This is a genomic window from Bradyrhizobium sp. UFLA05-112 (assembly GCF_053572325.1).
In genome coordinates this window covers 1-20,927 of record NZ_JBANBK010000041.1, presented here as the reverse complement: position 1 = coordinate 20,927, position 20,927 = coordinate 1, and the positions used below count along the sequence as shown (strand labels likewise).

The 20,927-nt window shown below is 63.9% G+C and carries 19 protein-coding genes; 10 read left to right on the top strand and 9 right to left on the bottom strand.

Features of this window, described 5'->3' with window-relative positions:
- The first annotated feature begins 10 nt into the window (after window positions 1–10).
- The 8 genes from cyoA to SO180_RS23040 all read left to right on the top strand — a co-directional run bounded on the left by cyoA (window position 11) and on the right by SO180_RS23040 (window position 8,478).
- Window positions 11–1,171, top strand: coding sequence for a ubiquinol oxidase subunit II (cyoA, locus tag SO180_RS23075; protein WP_449381127.1), 1,161 nt, complete (start codon window positions 11–13; stop codon window positions 1,169–1,171).
- Window positions 1,172–1,182: 11 nt separating this feature from the next.
- Window positions 1,183–3,180, top strand: a complete 1,998-nt coding sequence (gene cyoB, locus SO180_RS23070) for a cytochrome o ubiquinol oxidase subunit I (RefSeq protein ID WP_449381126.1) — start codon at window positions 1,183–1,185, stop codon at window positions 3,178–3,180.
- Window positions 3,181–3,810 (top strand): cytochrome o ubiquinol oxidase subunit III, encoded by a 630-nt coding sequence (gene cyoC / locus SO180_RS23065; protein WP_449381125.1) that lies wholly within the window; start codon window positions 3,181–3,183, stop codon window positions 3,808–3,810.
- The gene (gene cyoD / locus SO180_RS23060) at window positions 3,807–4,187 is read left to right on the top strand and encodes a cytochrome o ubiquinol oxidase subunit IV (RefSeq protein WP_449381124.1); all 381 of its coding nucleotides are present in this window, start codon (window positions 3,807–3,809) and stop codon (window positions 4,185–4,187) included. The genes cyoC and cyoD overlap by 4 nt, the downstream gene beginning before the upstream one ends.
- 8 nt (window positions 4,188–4,195) lie before the next feature.
- Complete coding sequence (locus SO180_RS23055) at window positions 4,196–5,026, top strand: SURF1 family protein (RefSeq protein ID WP_449381123.1); 831 nt, start codon at window positions 4,196–4,198, stop codon at window positions 5,024–5,026.
- Window positions 4,998–6,395 (top strand): ATP-binding protein, encoded by a 1,398-nt coding sequence (locus tag SO180_RS23050; protein ID WP_449381122.1) that lies wholly within the window; start codon window positions 4,998–5,000, stop codon window positions 6,393–6,395. Before SO180_RS23055 ends, SO180_RS23050 begins: the two co-directional genes overlap by 29 nt.
- Complete coding sequence (locus SO180_RS23045) at window positions 6,385–6,918, top strand: response regulator transcription factor (protein WP_449381121.1); 534 nt, start codon at window positions 6,385–6,387, stop codon at window positions 6,916–6,918. Before SO180_RS23050 ends, SO180_RS23045 begins: the two co-directional genes overlap by 11 nt.
- Before the next feature lie 159 nt (window positions 6,919–7,077).
- Window positions 7,078–8,478: an adenylate/guanylate cyclase domain-containing protein gene (locus tag SO180_RS23040; RefSeq protein WP_449381120.1), complete on the top strand. Its 1,401-nt coding sequence runs from the start codon at window positions 7,078–7,080 to the stop codon at window positions 8,476–8,478.
- Window positions 8,479–8,586: 108 nt separating this feature from the next.
- Here SO180_RS23040 and SO180_RS23035 read toward each other — a convergent pair whose 3' ends face one another.
- Window positions 8,587–9,486: a helix-turn-helix transcriptional regulator gene (locus tag SO180_RS23035; protein WP_449381119.1), complete on the bottom strand. Its 900-nt coding sequence runs from the start codon at window positions 9,484–9,486 to the stop codon at window positions 8,587–8,589.
- 492 nt (window positions 9,487–9,978) lie between these two features.
- On the opposite strand from SO180_RS23035, the gene SO180_RS23030 reads away from it, so the two are divergent.
- The gene (locus tag SO180_RS23030) at window positions 9,979–10,269 is read left to right on the top strand and encodes a hypothetical protein (RefSeq protein ID WP_449381118.1); all 291 of its coding nucleotides are present in this window, start codon (window positions 9,979–9,981) and stop codon (window positions 10,267–10,269) included.
- A 234-nt stretch (window positions 10,270–10,503) separates the two neighbouring features.
- Window positions 10,504–11,343: a DUF1194 domain-containing protein gene (locus tag SO180_RS23025; RefSeq protein ID WP_449381181.1), complete on the top strand. Its 840-nt coding sequence runs from the start codon at window positions 10,504–10,506 to the stop codon at window positions 11,341–11,343.
- A 29-nt stretch (window positions 11,344–11,372) separates the two neighbouring features.
- On the opposite strand, the gene SO180_RS23020 is transcribed toward SO180_RS23025, so the two are convergent.
- The 8 genes from SO180_RS23020 to SO180_RS22985 all read right to left on the bottom strand — a co-directional run bounded on the left by SO180_RS23020 (window position 11,373) and on the right by SO180_RS22985 (window position 20,804).
- Window positions 11,373–11,855, bottom strand: a complete 483-nt coding sequence (locus tag SO180_RS23020) for a c-type cytochrome (protein WP_449381117.1) — start codon at window positions 11,853–11,855, stop codon at window positions 11,373–11,375.
- Window positions 11,856–11,983: 128 nt separating this feature from the next.
- Window positions 11,984–12,613, bottom strand: coding sequence for a uracil phosphoribosyltransferase (gene upp / locus SO180_RS23015; RefSeq protein ID WP_449381116.1), 630 nt, complete (start codon window positions 12,611–12,613; stop codon window positions 11,984–11,986).
- Between the two features lie 54 nt (window positions 12,614–12,667).
- On the bottom strand, window positions 12,668–13,906 hold the full coding sequence (locus SO180_RS23010) for a URC4/urg3 family protein (protein WP_449381115.1): 1,239 nt from the start codon (window positions 13,904–13,906) through the stop codon (window positions 12,668–12,670).
- 8 nt (window positions 13,907–13,914) lie between these two features.
- On the bottom strand, window positions 13,915–15,171 hold the full coding sequence (locus SO180_RS23005) for a GTP cyclohydrolase II (RefSeq protein ID WP_449381114.1): 1,257 nt from the start codon (window positions 15,169–15,171) through the stop codon (window positions 13,915–13,917).
- Window positions 15,172–15,445: 274 nt separating this feature from the next.
- On the bottom strand, window positions 15,446–16,240 hold the full coding sequence (locus tag SO180_RS23000; RefSeq protein ID WP_449381113.1) for a CarD family transcriptional regulator: 795 nt from the start codon (window positions 16,238–16,240) through the stop codon (window positions 15,446–15,448).
- A 340-nt stretch (window positions 16,241–16,580) separates the two neighbouring features.
- On the bottom strand, window positions 16,581–16,919 hold the full coding sequence (gene fdxA / locus SO180_RS22995; protein WP_027526516.1) for a ferredoxin FdxA: 339 nt from the start codon (window positions 16,917–16,919) through the stop codon (window positions 16,581–16,583).
- A 137-nt stretch (window positions 16,920–17,056) separates the two neighbouring features.
- Complete coding sequence (locus tag SO180_RS22990) at window positions 17,057–17,338, bottom strand: RNA-binding S4 domain-containing protein (protein ID WP_449381180.1); 282 nt, start codon at window positions 17,336–17,338, stop codon at window positions 17,057–17,059.
- A 58-nt stretch (window positions 17,339–17,396) separates the two neighbouring features.
- The gene (locus SO180_RS22985) at window positions 17,397–20,804 is read right to left on the bottom strand and encodes a helicase-related protein (protein WP_449381112.1); all 3,408 of its coding nucleotides are present in this window, start codon (window positions 20,802–20,804) and stop codon (window positions 17,397–17,399) included.
- Window positions 20,805–20,927 lie beyond the last annotated feature (123 nt).

The following is a 20,927-nucleotide window of genomic DNA, read 5'->3' as shown; positions in this document are numbered from 1 at the left end:
AGGCCTACCTGTGTCCCGTCTACGGATCCTGGCGCTACTACCTTTGGCAGTCGTCCTAAGTGGCTGCAACTTCATCGTGCTTGCGCCGGCCGGTGATATCGCAGCGCAACAGCGCGACCTCGTCATCATCTCCACCGTCCTGATGCTCCTCATCGTCGTGCCCGTGATGGCGCTGACGGTGCTGTTCGCCTGGCGCTATCGCGAGTCCAACAAGGCCGCGCGCTACGAGCCCGAATGGGACCATTCGACCAAGCTCGAGCTGGTGATCTGGTCGGCGCCGCTGCTGATCATCGTTTGCCTGGGTGCGCTGACCTGGATGGGCACGCATCTGCTCGATCCCTACCGTTCACTGGACCGCATCGCCGCCGATCGTCGGGTCGATGAGGCGACGGTGCCACTCGAGATCGATGTCGTCGCGCTCGACTGGAAATGGCTCTTCATCTATCGCGACTACGGCATCGCCACCGTCAACGAGTTGGCTGCTCCCGTCGATCGCCCGATCGACTTCCACATCACCGCCTCGACGGTGATGAACTCGTTCTATATCCCCGCGCTCGCCGGCCAGATCTATGCGATGCCGGGCATGGAGACCAAGCTCCACGCCGTCGTGAACCACGCCGGCACTTACAAGGGCTTTTCGGCGAACTACAGCGGCGCCGGCTTCTCCGGCATGCACTTCGCCTTCCACGGCCTGGACGACAAGGGCTTTGGCGAGTGGATCGGACGCGCGAAAGCCGCCGGCGGCACGCTCGGCCGCGCCGAATATCTCCAGCTCGAGAAGCCGAGCCAGAACGAGCCGGTGCGGCGCTACGGCACCATCGATGCCGATCTCTACCGCCTGATCCTCAACATGTGCGTCGAGACCGGCAAGATGTGCCAGAGCGAGATGATGGCGATCGACGCCAAGGGCGGCCTCGGTCATGAGGGCCTGAACAACATCCTGCCGCTCGCCTACGACAAGTATGCCCGCCGCGGCACGCCGCTTGGGCCGGAGCCGACCTTCGTTGCCGGCACCTGCACGCCTGACGCTCCGCAGGGCCAGACGACCGCGGCGATCAAGGAGCCCCGCGACGCCACGCCGCTGCTTGGCGCCGGCTTGAAGCGGCCGAGCTTCACGCCGCTCAAGTCCTCATCCTTCTTCCTCGGACAACGTCCGAAGTCAGACTCCTAAAGAGAGCACGCATGTCTCCTGATCTCATCAAGCTCATCTTTGGCCGGCTCGGCATCGAGTCGCTGCCACTGCACGAGCCGATCGTCGTTGGCACCTTCGCGGTGGTCGCGCTCGGCGGCATCACGCTGCTCGGCGGCCTCACCTATTTCCGTCTCTGGGGCTACCTCTGGCGCGAATGGTTCACCACCGTGGACCACAAGCGCATCGGCATCATGTACATGATCCTCGGCATCGTGATGCTGTTGCGTGGTTTCGCCGACGCCCTCATGATGCGTGGGCAGCAGGCGCTCGCGTTTGGCGGCTCCGAAGGCTACCTCAACGCCCATCACTACGACCAGGTCTTCACCGCCCACGGCGTGATCATGATCTTCTTCGTGGCGATGCCGCTGGTCACGGGCCTGATGAACTACGTCGTGCCGCTCCAGATCGGCGCCCGCGACGTGTCGTTCCCGTTCCTGAACAATTTCAGCTTCTGGATGACGGTCGGCGGTGCGGTGCTGGTGATGGCGTCGCTGTTCATCGGCGAATTCGCCCGCACCGGCTGGCTGGCTTATCCGCCGCTGTCGAACATCGGCTACAGTCCCGACGTCGGCGTAGACTATTACATCTGGGCGCTGCAGGTCGCAGGCGTCGGAACGACCTTATCCGGCATCAACCTGATCTGCACCATCGTCAAGCTGCGCTGCCCCGGCATGACCATGATGAAGATGCCGGTGTTCACCTGGACCTCGCTCTGCACCAACATCCTGATCGTCGCCTCCTTCCCGGTCCTGACCGTCGTGCTCGCGCTGCTCTCGCTCGACCGCTACGTCGGCACCAACTTCTTCACGAACGATTTCGGCGGCAGCCCGATGATGTATGTGAACCTGATCTGGATCTGGGGCCATCCCGAGGTCTACATCCTGGTTTTGCCAGCGTTCGGCATCTTCTCCGAGGTGACCTCGACCTTCTCCGGCAAGCGGCTGTTCGGCTACACCTCGATGGTCTACGCCACAGTCGTCATCACCATCCTGTCGTACCTGGTCTGGCTGCACCACTTCTTCACGATGGGATCGGGCGCCAGCGTCAACTCCTTCTTCGGCATCACCACGATGATCATCTCGATCCCGACGGGCGCGAAGATGTTCAACTGGCTGTTCACGATGTATCGCGGCCGAATTCGCTACGAGCTGCCGATGCTTTGGACGATCGCCTTCATGCTGACCTTTGTGCTCGGCGGCATGACCGGCGTGCTGCTCGCAGTGCCGCCGGCCGACTTCGTCCTGCACAACAGCCTGTTCCTGATCGCGCACTTCCACAACGTGATCATCGGTGGCGTGGTGTTCGGCGCGTTCGCCGGCATCAACTACTGGTTCCCGAAGGCGTTCGGCTTCAAGCTCGATCCGTTCTGGGGCAAGCTGTCGTTCTGGTTCTGGGTCACCGGCTTCTACCTCGCCTTCATGCCGCTCTACGTCCTCGGCCTGATGGGCGTGACCCGCCGCCTGCGCGTGTTCGACGATCCTTCGCTTCAGATCTGGTTCGTCATTGCTGCGATCGGCGCCGTCCTCGTCTTCCTCGGCATCCTCAGCATGCTGATGCAGTTCGCGGTCAGCTTCCTCAAGCGCGAGCAGCTCAAGGACGTCACCGGCGATCCCTGGGACGCGCGCACGCTGGAATGGGCCACCTCCTCGCCCCCGCCGGACTACAACTTCGCTTTCACGCCCGTCGTTCACGACAATGACGCGTGGTGGGACATGAAGAAGCGCGGCTACCAGCGTCCGCTCACCGGGTTCAAGCCAATCCACATGCCCAGCAGCACCGGCACCGGCATCATCCTCGCCGGCTTCGCCACCGCGATGGGATTCGGCCTGATCTGGTACATCTGGTGGCTGGCCGCCGTGAGCTTCATCGCGATGCTCGCCGTCGGCATCGGCCACACCTTCAACTATCACCGCGACTTCGACATTCCGGCCGACGACGTCGTCCGGAGCGAGGATGCGCGTACCAAACTGCTCGCCGGAGCCAAGTAGATGACTGTCGCTATCAAACCGACCCAATCCGGCGAGCCGATCTTCTACCTCGCCGACGAGCATCCGCATCCGGAAGGCTACAGCACCTCGCTCGGCTTCTGGATCTATCTGATGAGCGACTGCCTCATCTTTGCGATCCTGTTCGCCACCTTCGGCGTGCTCGGCGGCAACTACGCCGCCGGTCCCGCGCCCAAGGACCTGTTCGACCTATCGCTGGTCGCCGTGAACACATCGATGCTGCTGCTGTCGTCGATCACTTACGGTTTTGCGATGCTGACGATGCAGCAGAACAAGATCGCTCAGACGCAGATGTGGCTGGCGATTACCGGCCTGTTCGGTCTCGCCTTCATCGGCATCGAGCTCACCGAGTTCGCCCACATGATCCACGAAGGCGCCACCCCGCAGCGCAGCGCCTTCCTGTCCGCCTTCTTCACCCTGGTCGGCACCCACGGCCTGCACGTCAGCTGCGGCCTGATCTGGCTGGTAACGCTGATGGTGCAGGTCTGGCGCTTCGGCCTGATCGAGGCCAACCGCCGCCGGCTGATGTGCCTGTCGATGTTCTGGCACTTCCTCGATGTGGTCTGGATCGGCGTCTTTACCTTCGTCTATCTCCTGGGAGTTCTGCGATGAGCACCGATACCCACGCCGCCCATGCGGACGACCATCACCACGGCGACAGCCATGCCCATGGCTCATTCTCGACCTATATGCTCGGCTTCGTGCTCTCGGTCGTGCTGACCGCGATCCCGTTCTGGCTGGTGATGAGCGGTACGCTGCCGAGCAAGCAGATCACCGCGCTCGTGATCATGGCGTTCGCAATCGTGCAGATCGTCGTGCACATGATCTACTTCCTGCACATGAACGCCAGGGCCGAGGGCGGCTGGAGCATGATGGCGATGATCTTCACCATCGTCATGGTCGTGATCGCGCTGTCCGGCTCGCTGTGGGTGATGAACCACCTCAACAGCAACATGATGCCGATCCACCAGATGAGCGGGATGAAGTGATCGCAGCCATGAGACACGACGGACGGAAAGCGCGCAGTCGTACCAGGGCTGCGCGCCCGCCTTTGTGGCTCACGACGCTCTCCCTCCTCGCCATCGCCATCCTGATCGGCCTCGGCGTCTGGCAGATCGAACGGCGCGCCTGGAAGCTGGCGCTGATCGACCGCGTAGAGACGCGCGTTCAGGCCGCGCCGACCATGTTGCCGCCGCCTGCGACCTGGCCCGCGGTCACCGCCGCGACCGACGAATACCGCCACGTCAGCGTCACCGGCCGCCTGCTGAACGACCGGGAGACGCTGGTCAAAGCCGTGACGGAGGAAGGCGCCGGCTTCTGGGTGCTGACGCCGTTTCAGCGCGACGACGGCACACTCGTCTTGATCAATCGCGGCTTCGTGCCGGTGGAGAAGCGTGATCCTGCGACGCGGCCGGATGGTAACGTATCCGGCACGATCGAGCTCACCGGCCTCCTGCGCATGAGCGAGCCGAAGGGCGGCTTCCTGCGCGACAACGATCCCGCGCATGACCGCTGGTATTCGCGCGACGTCGCGGCGATCGCCGCCACGCGTGGCCTTGGCGAGGTCGCGCCCTTCTTCATCGATGCCGACGCGGCCCCTAATGCCGGCGTCTTTCCGATCGGCGGATTGACCGTGATCCGCTTTCCCAATAACCACCTGATTTACGCGCTGACATGGTTTGCTCTGGCCATTATGCTGGCCGGTAAACTCTTCGTCACATTCGGCGGCGGGCTGTTCCGCCGCGGGCGCTTTGTCCACGAAAGGGCCGGCGAGGCCGCCGCCCGCGGGACGGGATCAGATGCTGGAACGATCGTCGAGCCGACCTGAGAAGGAAAAGCTCTCTCTCGGATATGACGCGGCCGCGCTTCCCGTACAGGTGGAGGGCCGCACCGAATTGACCGCGACGTCGCTGCCCGCGCCGACCGACGACGAGACCAACCGCAAGAACATGGCGCTGCTGATCCAGCTGCGCTGGACCGCGGTCGTCGGCCAGATCGTCACGATCGGGACGGCGCATTTCGGGCTTGGCATCGAGCTGCCGCTCACGCGGATGGGCGCTGTGATCTCGGCGCTGGTGCTGCTCAACATTTCGAGCCTGGTCTGGGTGCGCCATCGCGCCGCGATCACCAACAACGAGCTGCTGGTCGCGCTGATGCTGGACGTCGCCGCGCTGACGGCGCAGCTTTACCTCAGCGGCGGCGCCACCAATCCCTTCACCTCGCTGTTCCTGTTGCAGGTGACGCTGGGCGCGGTGCTGCTCGATGCGCGCTCGACCTGGTCGCTGGTGGCACTGACCTGCGCCGCCTTCGTCTGGCTGACGCTCGCCTACCGGCCGCTGGACCTGCCGCACAACCCCCTCAGCGACACCTACAGCCTGACAGTCGTCGGGATGCTCTTTGGATTCGTGCTCAACGCGGTGCTGCTGGTGGTGTTCGTGACCCGCATCAACAGGAACCTGCGCGATCGCGATGCCCATCTGGCGGCGCTGCGCCAGCATGCCGCCGAGCAGGACCACATCGTCCGCATGGGCCTGCTCGCCTCGGGCGCCGCGCATGAGCTCGGCACCCCGCTCGCCTCGCTCTCGGTGATCCTCAACGATTGGCGCCGCATGCCGGATCTGGCGGGCGACCACGAGCTCGCCGAGGATCTCGCCGAGATGGAGACCTCGCTGCAACGCTGCAAATCGATCGTGACGGGCATCCTGGTCTCCGCCGGCGAAGCCCGCGGCGAGGGATCGGCGCCGACGACCGTGGCAGCCTTCCTGACGGCGCTGGTCGAGGAATGGCGCAACGCGCGCTCGGCGCGCACGCTCTACTTCACCAACACGTTTGGCGACGACGTCGCGATCGTCTCCGACATCGCGCTGAAGCAGGTGATCTTCAACGTGCTCGACAACGCCTACGAGGTCTCGCGCGAGTGGGTCGAGCTCTTGGCCGAGCGCGAGGACGACAAGCTCGTGCTGTCGATCAGCGACCGCGGCCAGGGCTTCGCGCCGGAGATGCTGGCGCAGCTCGGAAAGCCCTACCAGTCGAGCAAGGGCCGCGCCGGCGGCGGGCTCGGCCTGTTCCTGGTGGTCAATGTCGTGCGCAAGCTTGGGGGCATGGTGACCGCGGAGAACCACAGAAAGCGCGGCGCCACCGTGCGACTCGTGCTGCCGCTCTCCACGCTCGCCATCGGAGACGGTTTTGGTGCCTGAGCAGTCGCTGATCATTGTCGAGGACGATGCTGGCTTCGCGCGCACGCTGAAGCGCTCGTTCGAGCGTCGCGGCTATTCCGTGGTGATTGCGGCCTCGATCGAAGAGGTCCGGAAGGAGCTCGAGGACAAGTCGTTCGGCCGCGCCGTCGTCGACCTCAAGCTCGGCGGCGCCTCGGGGCTTGCCTGCGTCGAGCTGCTGCACAGCCATGATCCCGACACGCTGATCGTGGTGCTCACGGGCTTTGCCAGCATCGCCACCGCAGTGGAGGCGATCAAGCTCGGAGCCTGCCACTATCTCGCAAAGCCCTCCAACACCGACGACATCGAAGCCGCGTTCCAGAAGGCCGAAGGCAATGCCGAGGTGGCACTGGACAGCCGGCCAACCTCGATCAAGACGCTGGAGTGGGAGCGCATCCACCAGACCCTGATCGAGACCGATTTCAACATCTCGGAAGCCGCGCGGCGGCTCGGCATGCACCGCCGCACGCTGGCAAGAAAGCTCGAGAAGCGGCCGGTGAAGTGAGCGGGAATCCCTCGCCGTGATTGTAGGGTCGGTTAGCCAACGGGTCCGCGCAACCCACCACCGTTTGTCTTCGCGGAAGCGGACGAGGTGCGTTACGCTACGCTAACCATCCTACGCGGCTGCCCAACGGCCGCAGAGGCCACGCGAGGAGACCACCCCGTGACCACGCTTGTCGAGCGCCTTGACCTGTCTGCCGTATTGCCGCGTGCGCGCGATCGGCGCGAGACCGAAACCGTCGAGTTTGCCCAGGCCGCGCTCGCAGCGGCCAAGCAGGAGGGCCTGCGGCTGGCGGTGCGGGCGCGCTATGTCGCGCTCGCGGTGATCGCTTGCCTGCTCATCTACATCAATCCGGTTTGGGACCAGCTCTATTATGTGGCGCTGCTTGGCCTGTTCGCCCTGATTGGCTGGGCCCAGGTCAGGGTTGGCCGGGTTGGCGTGTCGAGGCCGGAGCTGGCGCTGTTGTTCTGCGACCTCGCACTGCTGACCTTGATCCTCATCGTGCCGAATCCGTTCGGATCCGCGCGCTTGCCCGTGGCGATGCAATTCCATTTGGGCAACTTCATCTATTTCTTCGTGCTGCTGTCGGGTGCGACGCTGGCCTACTCCTGGCGCACCGTCATAGCCGTCGGAACGTGGACCGCGGCTCTTTGGATCATCGGCGTTGCCTGGGTGTGGTCGCAACCCGATCGCGACCCTGAACTAACCGCCCGCATCGCCGCGGCGATCGGCAGCGATCACAGGCTGTTTCAGTTGATCTCGCCAAGTTCGATCGCGCTCGGCACGCGCATCCAGGAGATCGTCGTGTTCATGATCGTCGCGGCGACGCTCGCTCTGGCGGTGCGTCGCAGCAATGATCTCCTGATCCGTCATGCCGCGGTGGAGCGCGAACGCGGCAATCTCGCGCGCTATTTCTCGCCAAACGTGGTCGACGAGCTGTCGCGGCACGACGAGCCGCTGAAGCAGGTGCGCACCCAAAACGTCGCGGTGCTGTTCGTCGACATCGTCGGCTTCACGGCCTTTGCCGACGCGCGCACGCCGGAGGACGTCGTGCGCACCTTGCGCGAATTCCACGCGCTGATGGAGCAGGAGGTGTTCCGCCACAGCGGCACGCTGGACAAATATCTCGGCGACGGGCTGATGGCGACCTTCGGCACACCCTTCGTCGGCAAGCTTGATGCCAGCAACGCACTACGCTGCGCGCAGGCGATGATGGCGGCCGCGGATCGCTGGAACGGGCAGCGCAAGGCGGCCGGCGAGTCTCCGATCCGCGTCAGCTTTGGCCTGCATTATGGACCCGTGGTGCTCGGCGACATCGGGGTCACCTGTCTCGAATTTGCGGTGATCGGCTCGACCGTGAACGCGGCAAGCCGGCTCGAATCCTTGACGCGCACGCTCGGCTGCGCGCTGGTGGCCAGCGACGATCTCGTCAGGCGCGCCAGGGTCGAGCTCGGCGATGCCGAGGAGGCGTTTCGTCCGCTGATGGCCCAGGCCCCGCAGACGGTCCGCGGCCTCGAGCAGCCGGTCGCGATCTGGACGCAGGCCCGCGCGGGAGAGCCGTAGATCGCAGCGATCGCGACGGGGTTGGCGGATACGGTTCAGCGCGCGGACCACCGCCACCGCTATCATTCGGCCGGCGAACTCCGGCCACGGAGTTCCGGTCCAGCGGCCTCAATCGGACCTTCTTGACTGAGCCCGTATGCCACTCGGCGACTCGCCAAAGCGCGAGTGAAACGATCGATTGAAATAGGAGATATCGGAAAAGCCGACCTCCAATGCAATGTCGGAAATCAGTCTTGGGCTCGCGGCCGGCTCCGTCAAAAGCGCGAACGCTCGTTGCAGGCGCAACTCGTTCACCTGGGCGGTAAAGGATGACCCCGCGGTTTCGAGCAGCCGCTGCAGATAGCGAGGAGAAACGCCTTGGCTATGCGCCACCGCTTCCAGATTGAGTTCCGGGTCGTCAAAATGGGCAGCGATGTAATCCAAGGCGGCGGCCAATCGGATCGCCACCACTGCGCTGGCGTTGCTCTCACCCGACAGACAGTCCCGACTCAGCATCATTGCCGCGAGATCGTGAACATGCGTCGCGACCAGAGAACGTAGATCGGACGTCGCCAGGCGAAGCTCGTCCCATAGTGGACGCATATAGCTTCTGATGAGCCTGAGGGTGGTGTGCTCGCGCGGGATGGGCTGCATCGTCGGCTCATCGATATGGCTAAGGCGCGATGCAAGCTCGGCACGCGGGATCACCAGCGCGAAATAGCTTCCTCCTGCGAAGCTCACGCTCCCGGTGCTTCTGTGGTGCACTGCGATGGCATCTCCAGCCCGGAGCGTCGCCTCCCGACCCCGCTGAGTTACGACAGAGCGCTTCGTCATGTTTATGATGATGGCGATGGATCCATCGGCGTCCGCCGCATCGCTTGTGCGACGAAATCGAAGCGGCGAAGACGTGGAAGAGAACGCATTCAGCCCCGGCAGGATACGCAACGTCGACCGGGCGTGGAATGGAATATCCGACAACGGCTCGATATCGACCCGAAGAATCTTGTCGCCGAATTCCTCGCGCCACATGGAGAGGCGCTTTCGCTGGGGAAACTTGTCAGTCGAAAGTCGAAATGTTGCGAGTTCAGGCAAGCATTCCGACGTCTGGTGCTTTCCTGTTTCACTCATGGGCTTCGACCTCAGACGCGTCTCAGAACCTCGCGAAGCAAAAGCGGAGCGTGAGATGCTGAGCAAATACCCTGTCGTCGCACGCACCGGATGGTACTCCTCTCCGGAAGAGCGTCGAGGCATCTGCTGATTGACTCGATTCGCAGAGCCACGCGGGTCACTCCTTCCGATCAGCACACAGTCGGCAACTTATTCAGCCGAACCACAATCCGAGCGTGTTGACAATTCACGTACCCAGGTTCGGAGCTGCCGTTCGCAATTGACCAAGAAGATCTGCCGTTCGTTCGCTAGAGTGGCAAGTTACGGAGTGCAGGAAAATAGCATATTTCAATTTATCGTGGCGGGATGTGAGCTGGTTCACTCTTCGCGCATAGCCGATGGAAGGAGATTGCCATGAAGAAGTTGTTCTTGATGGTTGCAATTGCGCCGGCGATGGTAGTCGGCTTCTCAGCGGGGGCAGCAGAACTTCCAAGCTTTGAACTCATGGGCTTTCCGATCACGTCGCATCAGGTTGCGGTGATGGGGGCATCCGGGGTTGAGGAGCAGTCTCCCGCTCCGACGCTGGAGTCTGCTGGTATGCCTGCTTCACCCCATCAGATCGCCGTCCTGACTCCGCGTCGGAGCATGATCGCGCAGCGGAAGGCGCCGAAACTGACCACAATAGGGTTCTCTGCGCGGGACTAGGCGGGGCCTGTGAGACCCCATCATCCCGCTACCACTTTCAGCTTTGCCGATGCCATTTTGACGCAAGCATGATTTCAGGAGCCGCCTCGGACATTCTTTATCCGAAGCGGCGGCAACGCAGTCCGGTGCGCCATTTCGCCACACAGTGACTGGTTGTCCACGTATCCGCAATCAACTGGACTCGCGCGCGCGGTGCAGGAAGCGCGTGCAAGTACAACCCCAACGAGGATCGCCATGCGCACGTATGTCTGGCTCCTGAGGGTGCTGATCGCAGGCGTTATCGCTGGAGGCAACTTCGCCAGCACGGCCGTCGGGAATCTCGGGCATCAATTGGTCGACAGGGACGCTCTGCCACCCGTCGATGCCGAACTCGTCATTGCCGTTGACGTCTCCTACTCGATGGATGAGGAGGAGCTTGTCGTCCAGCGCGAAGGTTATGCGCAGGCCGTCACCTCCGAGGAATTTCTCCAGGCGCTCAAGGTCGGGCCGAGCAAGAGATTGGCGGTGACCTATTTCGAATGGTCTGCATCGGATGATCAGAAGATCATCGTGCCCTGGAGGCTCGTCGACGGCCCGGAATCCGCAGATGCACTGGCTGCGGAGATCATGCAAACGCCGGTTCGCCGAGGTTCGCGCACCTCGATTTCCGGCGCGATCCATTTTGCAATACCGCTGTTCGACCAGAATCGGTACCACGGGCTGCGACGCGTGATCGATATTTCGGGTGATGGCGCGAACAACGAGGGCCCCCCGGTGACCAAGGCGCGCAATGCGGCGATCGAGAAGGGCATCACGATTAACGGCCTGCCGATCATGATGAAACGAACGACGGTTTCGATGATGGATATCGATAACCTCGATTTATATTACGAGGATTGCGTGATTGGAGGCCCAGGCTCGTTCATGCTGGTGATCAGAGAGCGAGAGAAGTTCAAGGAGGCAATCCGAACCAAGTTGGCAATGGAGGTCGCCGGCCTGACACCTGCGCCCCGGATCGTCTCGGTGGCCGAAAGCGAACCGAGGGTATCCTGTGGTATTGGTGAGGAAATATGGGAGAGGCGAAGCCGGTGGTGAGAAGGCGAACGTGCGAGTGAAACGGGAAGCTATTGGCTCGACGCGTCCGATCGCAGGAAGGAAACTATTTTTGCCCTGTCGTCGGCAGATGCAAGTCCACCAAATGGCTTCATGCTGTTGCCCGGTATCAACTCATCCGGATTGGCGATGAAGCGCTCGAGCTTTTCTTCGTCCCACACGAGATCCGCCCCCTTCATCGCGCTAGAGTAGTTATAACCCTGCAGCGAGCCGGCCTTCCTCCCGACGATCCTGTACAGATGCGGGCCCAAGCGATTGTCGCCGTCCTTGGTCGTATGGCAGGTCCGACATGCATTGTTGAACGCGCGTTGTCCTGAGCCGGTATCGACACTTTGTCGCCCCGGCTCCTGTCCATGGCAAGGCGAATGCAGCATGTAGGCCATCCAGCCGAGGGCCACGAGTGCGCTCATCCAATTGACGTGCTGCACACGCGCATCTCGCGACCGGCCGGACTTCGGCAAGGCAAGGCGCGTCAGGAGCTGCGGCTGCTTCATTTGATCACCTCGCTGGCGAAGCGATTATCTGACCCAAGGCGGCTTCGAAGTCCCGTATCTCACCAGCATCTTGCAATTGGCGGATCGGAGCCGGAATTCAAATGAAATTGTCTGCCTTGGCCGTTTCCCTACCTCGTACCATACGCGCGGTCGCCCGCGTCGCCGAGGCCGGGCAGGATGTAGCCATGCTCGTCGAGCCCTTCATCGATGGCCGCAGTCCAGATCGGGACGTCCGGATGCAGGCCGCGAATCCGCTCGAGGCCTTCCGGCGCGGCGATCAGGCAAGCCAGCCGGATATCTTTTGCGCCGCGCTCCTTCAGCCGGTCGACTGCGGCCACCGCCGTGTTGGCGGTTGCGACCACCGGCGTCACCACAATCGCGAGCCGTTCGCCGAGGTCGGAGGGCGACTTGAAGAAATATTCGACGGCCGCGAAGCTGTGCGGTTCGCGATAGAGCCCGATATGCGCGACACGCGCGGTCGGGACCAGGTCCATCATGCCGTCGACGAACGTCGTGCCTGCGCGCAGCACCGGAACGAACACCAACTTCTTACCGGCGATCTTGGCCGACTGCATGCGCGCAAGCGGCGTGTCGACGACGACCTCGGCAAGCGGAAGATCGCGCGTGACCTCGTAGCACAGCAGCATCCCGATCTCCTTGACGAGCTCACGGAAGGATTTCGTCGAGATGGACTTGTCCCGCACCAGCGTCAGCTTGTGCTGGACCAGGGGATGATCGACGATCGTGACGCCTTCCATGACGCGATGCTCCTGAAATTATCGATGTGCAATGCGGCAGCTTCGAACCATGCGCTAGAAAACCGTACCGTCGCTGATCACCTTGAGCGGCGGCGCGCCGTCGGGACGACGCGCGAAGGCAATGGCGCGGCCCGCGGCCCAGGTGCCGCCTTCCAGAATGCTGGCGAGAGGCAATGACGCCGGCGTGCGACCGAGTTTTGCGCGGACGTCACCTGCGAGCCGGTCGAGCAGCGCGACCGTCAGCGCGCGCCACTCCACGACGAGCAGCGAATCCACCGCGTGCGCACGCTCGGCATCAGCGACGTCGCGCAGACGAAGCACCTCGTGATCCACGAACAAGCCGCCGTTGCGGTATTCGGCGAGCCCGGTGAGGCCGTCGATATCGGTCACGTCAAAGCCGGCGCGCTGCAAGGGCTCGATCAGCGAATAGCTCAGCCATTGCGACAGCTTGTGCAGGGGCACGAGACCTGTGGTCGCGTCATCGGTCTTGATCGCGGGGTGGCGCCAGCAATCGCCGAGCGGAATGCCGGCGAGCTCGAGTCGCGACGGCCAGATCGGTCCGAGCTGGCTCAGCACTTCGGACAGAATGAGCGCCGCGGGGATCGCACCGTCGATCGCCTTGGCAGCGAGATGATCGAACAACCCGCCTGGACGTGGCCGATCATGCATACCGAATATCTGCGGACGAGACGCCACCAGCCGCCCCAAGCGCCGCAACAAATCCGTGCGTCCCTCAAGCCCCAGCAGCGGATTGCTGTCCGTGACCTGAAAGCCAGACTCGAGCCGCGCGAGCGGGAGTTGCGCGATCACATCCGCATCGACGCGGAAGGGAGAGCGCGGGTCAGCGGAAAACGCGCCCCTTTCGAACATGTCGAGGCTTGCCAGCGCAAGCCCCTCGGAGCGCCCGATGTGCTGCCCCGTCATGGCATCGCGGTAACACCAGTCAGCTCCGGCGCCAGCATCCAGCAACACGCTGACGATGGCGAGATCGAATTCGGCGCGCGCCCGCGCGGCACGATCCGGCCAGGACAAGCTGTCCGCGAGGCGTGACCAACGGTCGGCGCCACCGAGGACGAAGTGCCGCCACCGCGCGTGAAAGGGAATATCCAGCGCAGGATAGGACCGTCGCGTGACCGCGAGCACGGCATCCACGACAGCGTCCATGCGATCGAGATGAACCGTGAAATGCGTCAGTCCGTCGTCGAGGCCGATGTCGAGCATCCGCGCGGCGCGCGCGCGGACTGCTTCCGCGGAGAGCAGCGATCGGGCCTCTCGTTCTGTGGCCGCCGCCATCACGTGACTCAATATTTCTCCAGCGAGCGTCCGACCGTGTCGGTCAGATCCTTCGCCGTCGGAATCTCTTCGGCGTAGTAGCCGGCCGCCTTCTTGGCAGCGATCTCGACATGCGCGTCGGCCGGAATGAGCTCCAGCGGGATCGGCACGCGCTCGACGATATCGATGCCCTGGCCCGTGAGCGCGTCATATTTCATGTCGCTCATCGACAGGAAGCGATCGATGCGTTTCAAGCCGAGCCAGTGGATCGTGTCCGGCATCAGTTGCTGGAAGCGTGCATCCTGCACGCCGGCCACGCATTCGGTCCGCTCGAAATAGGCGGCGGCTGCGTCGCCGTCCTCCTGGCGCTTGCGCGCATTGTAGACCAGGAATTTCGTGACCTCGCCGAGCGCGCGCCCTTCCTTGCGGTTGTAGACGACGAGCCCAAGCCCGCCCTCCTGCGCGCCGCGCGCGCATTCCTCGATGCCGTGAATGAGGTAGGGGCGGCAGGTGCAGATGTCGGAGCCGAACACGTCGGAGCCGTTGCATTCGTCATGCACGCGGCAGGTGATCCTGGTGCGATGATCGGGCAGTTTCGTCACGTCGCCGAACAGGTAGACCGTGGTGCCGCCGATCGGCGGCAGGAACACCTTCATGTCGGGCCGCGTCACGAGCTCAGGGAACATGCCCGCGGTCTGCTCGAACAGGGTACGCCGCAGCTCGGTCTCCGTGGTGCCGAAACGCACCGCAAGGCCCGGCAGATACCAGACCGGATCGATCGCGATCTTCACCACCGACACGCTGCCATTGGCGTGCACGACCTCGCCGTCCGGCTTCAGCCGTTTGGCGACCAGCGCACCGCGGATTTCGGGCAGATCCAGCCGCGCGCGCGTCACCGCGATGCTCGGCCGGATGTCGGCACCTTCCGCGATTTCCTTGCGGAAATTTTCGGCGACGAGATGCCCCCAGGGATCGAGCGCGACGATCTTCGAGGGATCGCTCCATTGCGGGAATGGCCCGATGGTCGCGGCCGGAAACGTGTTGGTGAGATCGGGACGCCGGATTGGATCGAGCGCGCCGGCGGAGACCGCGAGCGCACGATAGACGGCATAGGAACCGCCATGGCTGCCGATGACGTTGCGGTCCGGGGCTCGCGACACCGTGCCAATGATCGGCCCCCGCGCGCGCGCGTCCGCGGCGCCCCACTGGATCGGGAAAGCCGCCTTTCCGCCGGGCTCCGGATGGGAGGTGAGGCGGATATGTTCGGTACGGTTCGAGCGGCTCATAACCAGGCTCCTATAAAGCCAACGGCCCGCCTATCAGACGGGCCTGGACCATCCTACCGTGCGGTCATGACGCGAAGCCGTTCACGACCGAATTCAATAGCATAAGGGCTGACGGACCCGTTCGCTAGATGTCCGTTGCGCACCCACGACGATCGGGCCGCCCGCTCCCTTGCTTCACTCAGGCCTTCGAGGGCGATTGCCCTTGCACCAAAACGAACAAGCCCGGCCGTTCGGCCGGGCTTTGGATCTGCTTGCCGCGAGCCGAAGCTGCTGCCTACGCGGCCTCGTCGGCGACTGCCGTATCGTCGCCATCGGTATCGTCGATATCGCCCTCGGTATCCGCATCGGCCTCGCCCTCGGCGGCTTCCGCCTTGGCGTTGGTGCGGCGCGGGCTCTTGGCGAGCTGCGCCTCGATCTCCTTGACCGCTTCGGTCTCGGTCGAGTGCTGCACCACCGCAATCTCGCGGGAGAGACGATCGAGCGCTGCTTCATAGAGCTGGCGTTCCGAGTAGGACTGCTCGGGCTGCGATTCGGAGCGGTAGAGGTCGCGCACGACTTCCGCGATCGCGACGATGTCGCCCGAATTGATCTTCGCTTCGTATTCCTGGGCGCGGCGCGACCACATGGTGCGCTTGACGCGGGCGCGGCCCTTGAGGGTCTCCAGCGCCTTCTTGACCAGCGCGGGCTCGGACAGCTTGCGCATGCCGACATTGGCGACCTTGGCGGTCGGAACGCGCAGCGTCATCTTGTCCTTGATGAAGTTGATGACGAACAGCTCGAGCTTGGCCCCGGCGATCTCCTGCTCCTCGATGGCCAGGATCTGGCCAACGCCGTGAGCGGGATAAACGACGAATTCATTGGCCTTGAAGCCCTGGCGCTGGGTCACGACCTTCTTTTCCTCGACCTTCGGCGCGGCGGCGGCCGGCTTCACGGCGGGCTTGGCGGCAGCGACGGGGACTTTCGGCGCGGCGGCAACATGCGCTTTCACGGCAAGCTTGACCGCAGCCTTGGGAGCTGCAGGCTTGGCAGCGGTCGCTTTCGCGGCCGGTTTGGCAGTCTTGTTAGGCATTGCGCTTCTTTTCTTCGAGGACTTTGCAGCCGTGTGCTTAGTCGCGGCACGACCCTTGGATGCGCTACGGCTGGCCGCGGCGACTTTTTTGGCATCCTTATGTGACGCCTTGGCAGAAGTACTCTTTTTACGCGTTTTATGTGACACAGCCTGCGCGCGGAAAACTGCCACGCCCCTGTTCGACATGAGGTTTCACGGGAACCCAGAGGGGCCAACGGGGCTGACGGGGTTCGGCTTAATGTGCCCAATATAGCACATTTCCCGCAAAAATCAATGATTTAGGGGTCTTCTGGCCTGTTTGCGGCGCTGACTAAGGTATTAGGGTTAAGTTTGACCCGAGTTAGTCTCCAGAACCGGGGTTTTGAGAAAAATATTTCTCAAACTTGCCTTCTTTGCCGTCGAATTCCTTCGCGTCTTCCGGCGAATCTTTCTTCTGGGTGATGTTCGGCCAGCTCTTGGCGTATTCGGCGTTCACTTCCAGCCATTTTTCGAGCCCCGGTTCCGTGTCCGGCTTGATGGCGTCGGCCGGGCATTCCGGCTCGCACACGCCGCAATCGATGCATTCATCGGGGTGGATGACCAGCATGTTCTCGCCCTCGTAGAAGCAATCTACCGGGCAGACCTCGACGCAGTCGGTGTACTTGCACTTGATGCAGTTTTCAGTGACGACGTAAGTCATCCACAACGCTCCGAAAAGCTCTCTCAAATTCGCGGCTTGCGTAGCGCGTAAATACCCACGCCGCAAGGTCGGGAACGGCCGATCGTGACTGGTTTTCGCAAGTCTTCGGCCAAGAAGTGAACACCAAGCGCAATTAATTACGCTTTGCGCTCGTTCAACTCCTCATACAGCAGGCGCGCCGAGTTTGCGTCGCCGCGCCGCTCGTTGAAGGCGACCACCTTCATGACCCGCACGGTGCGATCGAGTGCGATGGTCAGGACGTCGCCGATCTTGATCGCATGCCCAGGCGAGGTCTCGCGCACGCCGTTGACGCGGACATGGCCGCTTTCGACGAGTTCGGCCGCAGACGTGCGCGCCTTCACCACGCGAGCGTGCCACAGCCATTTGTCGAGACGCTGGCGCTCGGTCGTGGGAGTTATTCCTTTTGACGCGTTTTCTTCACGCGAACCGCTCCGCACTTCGCTTGAAAACGCTACGCTACTCCTTGCGGCCGGCGAGCTGCTCTTTCAGCGCGGCGAGCTTTGCGAACGGCGAGTTCGGATCGATGGGCCGGTCGCGTTCGCGCGGGGAAGCGCTCGAAGCATAGGGGCGATGCGACGGACCGGATTCGCGGTCGCGCCGATCGCGGCCCTTGTCGCGGTCGCGGCCACGGCCGCCCTCGCGATCACCGAACTTGCCCTTGTTGCGATCACGATCCTTGTCGCGGTCCTTGTTACGATCCTGGCCCTCGAAGCGGCGACCCTTGTCGTCACGCTGCTCGCGGCGCTCGCCGCCTTGTCCGCCACCCTGGCCCTCTTCGCGGCCCTTGCGGAAGTCCTTGCGACCGCCGCCGTGACGATGACCGGGCTTTGCGCCTTCGGCAGCCTCGCCGGGCGCAGCACTCGCGGCCTGCGCGCCTTCCTGCGGGCGCGGCTGGTGGTGATGGCGGGGGCGGTGCCGCTCGTGGCGCGGCTTGCGGTCCTCGTGGCGGCCGCCGGGACGCCAGACCTCGACGAGCTGCGGCTCGGCGGGGGCGGCGTCTGCCGCAGCTTCCGCAGGCGCGGCGGCATCGGTCGATGCGGCAGCTTCCACGGCGGCGGCAGCATCAGCCGGCGCGGCCTCGGTGGCCGCCTCGATGGTTGCAGCTTCATCCGCCGGCGGCGCGATGCCGGGCGCATCCTCGGGCGTCACCGGCGCATCGGGCGTCGCCTCGAGCGCGGGCTCGGCATGAGGCTCTTCCTCATGCTGCTCCATGCCCGGGGCGTCCTCGACGGTAACCGGCTCGGCCGAAGCCTCAATAGGCGCCTCGACGGCAGGCGCCGCGTCATCCGCCGGCAGTTCGGCAACGGCTTCCGCCACCGTCTCATTCGACGTCTCCGCCACACCTTCAACGGGCGGCGTCTCGGCTGCGACCGTCTCGGCGACCACCGGCTTCGGTGGCAGCGGCGGGCGCTTCTCCATGCGATAGCCGAGCGCGCGCAGCACCGAGGCGAAATCTTCGCCGGCCGAGCCGGTGAGCGAGGTCATCGCCTGCGTCACCACAAAGCTGCGGCCGTCGAACGCGCCGGCCGGCTTCTCGCCGGGCGAGGTCTCGCGCCAGGCGAGCGCCGGGCGGATCAGATCGGCAAGGCGCTCGAGGATGTCGACGCGCACGGCGCGCTCGCCGCACTGCTTGTAGCCGAGCACGCGATAGGCATCGCGCGGCAACGCCTTGTCTGTTGGGAACGAGGTGCGGCCCGAGCTCGCCAGGTGCTGCGCGCCCGACAGCGCCGACAGATCGACATTGTCGTGCTTGAGCGCCCAGAGCAGCGCGGCCAGCGCGCGCCCGGCGGGCTTCAAAAGCTGCGGGAAATAGAGGTGATAGGCGCCGAACCGCACGCCGTATTTGCGCAAGGTCGCGCGCGAGGGCTGGTCGAGATCCTTCAGCTCGTTGGCGATCTTCGGCCGCTCCAGGACGCCGAGCGCCTCGACGAGCTGATAGGCGATGCCGCGGGCGATGCCGGTGACGTCCTCGGCCTTCGACAGCTCGAACAACGGCCCGAGCAGCTTTTCGATATGCGTCTTGAGCCAGAGCTCGAGCCGCGCCTGCACCTTTTCACGCGGCGACCCGGTGAGGCGCTCGTCGGAGATGATGCGCAAGCGCGGATGCAGCGCTTCCTCTGCGGCAACGAGACGCGCCACGGCATCGCCGGTCCAGCGGATGGTGCCTTCGGAGGTCAGCACGAACTGTTCGTCGGGTGCGGCGGACAGCTTCTCAGCGCGCGCATTGATCTCGCCGGCGAGTACCGCCTGCGCCGCAGCCTGCAAGGCTTTCGCATCGGATCCTGCTTCCGCAGCATCCGGTGCAAAGGTGAACCCATCGAGGCGGCCGATGACGTGGCCTTCGACGATGACTTCGCCGGTCTTGCCGATTTCAGTATTCAAGCTCGTGTTCTCCCGCAGGCGGCGCATCAATACACTGGTACGACGATCAACGAAACGCTCTGTAAGCCGTTCATGGAGCGCATCTGACAATTTATTTTCGACCTCCCGCGTGACCCCTTGCCAGCGTTCGGGGTCTTTCAGCCAGTCCGGGCGGTTGGCGACGAAGGTCCAGGTGCGGATCTGCGCGATCCGGCCCGACAGCGTGTCGATGTCGCCGTCGATGCGGTCGGACTGGTCGACCTGGGCGGCGAACCAGGAATCGGGGATGCAGCCCTTGTCGATCAGGAAGCCGTAGAGCGTGGTGACGAGCTCGGCATGGGCCGCCGGCGACAGTTTTCGGTAGTCGGGGACCTGGCAGGCCTCCCACAGCCGTTCCACCGCCGCCTTGCCGTGCGCCTTGTCGCGGACCTCGCCGTCGCGGGCGGCGTGATCGAGCACGCGCATGTCCTCGGCAATCGGCGCGCGCGTCAGCGCCTCGTGGCCGGGGGCCAAGTTCAGCGAGACCTGCAGCGCGCCGAGCGAGGAGAAATCGAGCTTCGAGTTGCGCCACTGCAAGACCTTCACCGCATCGAAGGTATGATTCTGGAGCGCGTTGACGAGCTCAGGCTCGAACGGCGCGCAGCGGCCCGTTGTTCCGAACGTGCCGTTGCGCGTGGCTCGTCCCGCGCGGCCCGCGATCTGCGCGAACTCGGCCGGCGTCAGGCGGCGGAACTGATAGCCATCGAACTTGCGGTCGGAGGCAAAGGCGACGTGGTCGACGTCGAGATTGAGGCCCATGCCGATCGCATCGGTGGCGACGAGATAATCGACGTCGCCGTTCTGGAACATCGCCACCTGCGCATTGCGCGTGCGTGGCGAAAGCGAGCCGAGCACCACTGCGGCACCGCCATGCTGGCGGCGGATCAGCTCCGCAATCGCGTAGACCTCATCGGCGGAGAACGCGACGATCGCGGTGCGCCGCGGCTGCCGCGTGATCTTGCGGTCGCCGGCAAATTCAAGGCTGGAAAGCCTGGGACGCGTGATCATGGAGGCGCCCGGCAGGAGACGCTCGATGATCGGGCGCATGGTGGCAGCGCCCAGCAGCAGCGTCTCGTCGCGGCCGCGACGATTGAGGATGCGATCGGTGAAGACATGGCCGCGTTCGAGATCGGCGGCGATCTGCACTTCGTCCACCGCAAGGAACGACACATCGAGATCGCGCGGCATGGCCTCGACGGTCGAGACCCAGTAGCGCGGATTTTTTGGCTTGATCTTCTCTTCGCCGGTGACGAGCGCGACGCTCTCGATGCCGGCGCGATCGGCGATCTTGTTATAGACCTCGCGCGCGAGCAGCCGCAGCGGCAGCCCGATCATGCCGGAGGAATGCGCGAGCATCCGCTCGATGGCGAGATGCGTCTTGCCGGTATTGGTCGGCCCGAGCACCGCAGTGACGCCCGCGCCAGGCGCGCGCTCGGAAGCGAAGGAGGAGGGAGAAAAGGCCATTCTGGAGATTAGCTAGTCGTGATTGGGCCGTTTGTCAGTGGCGTTTCGTGTCGATCCTCATCCTGAGGAGCGCGGCACGCGCGTCTCGAAGGATGAAGGCCCGGCCGGTGCTGCGCTTACCCT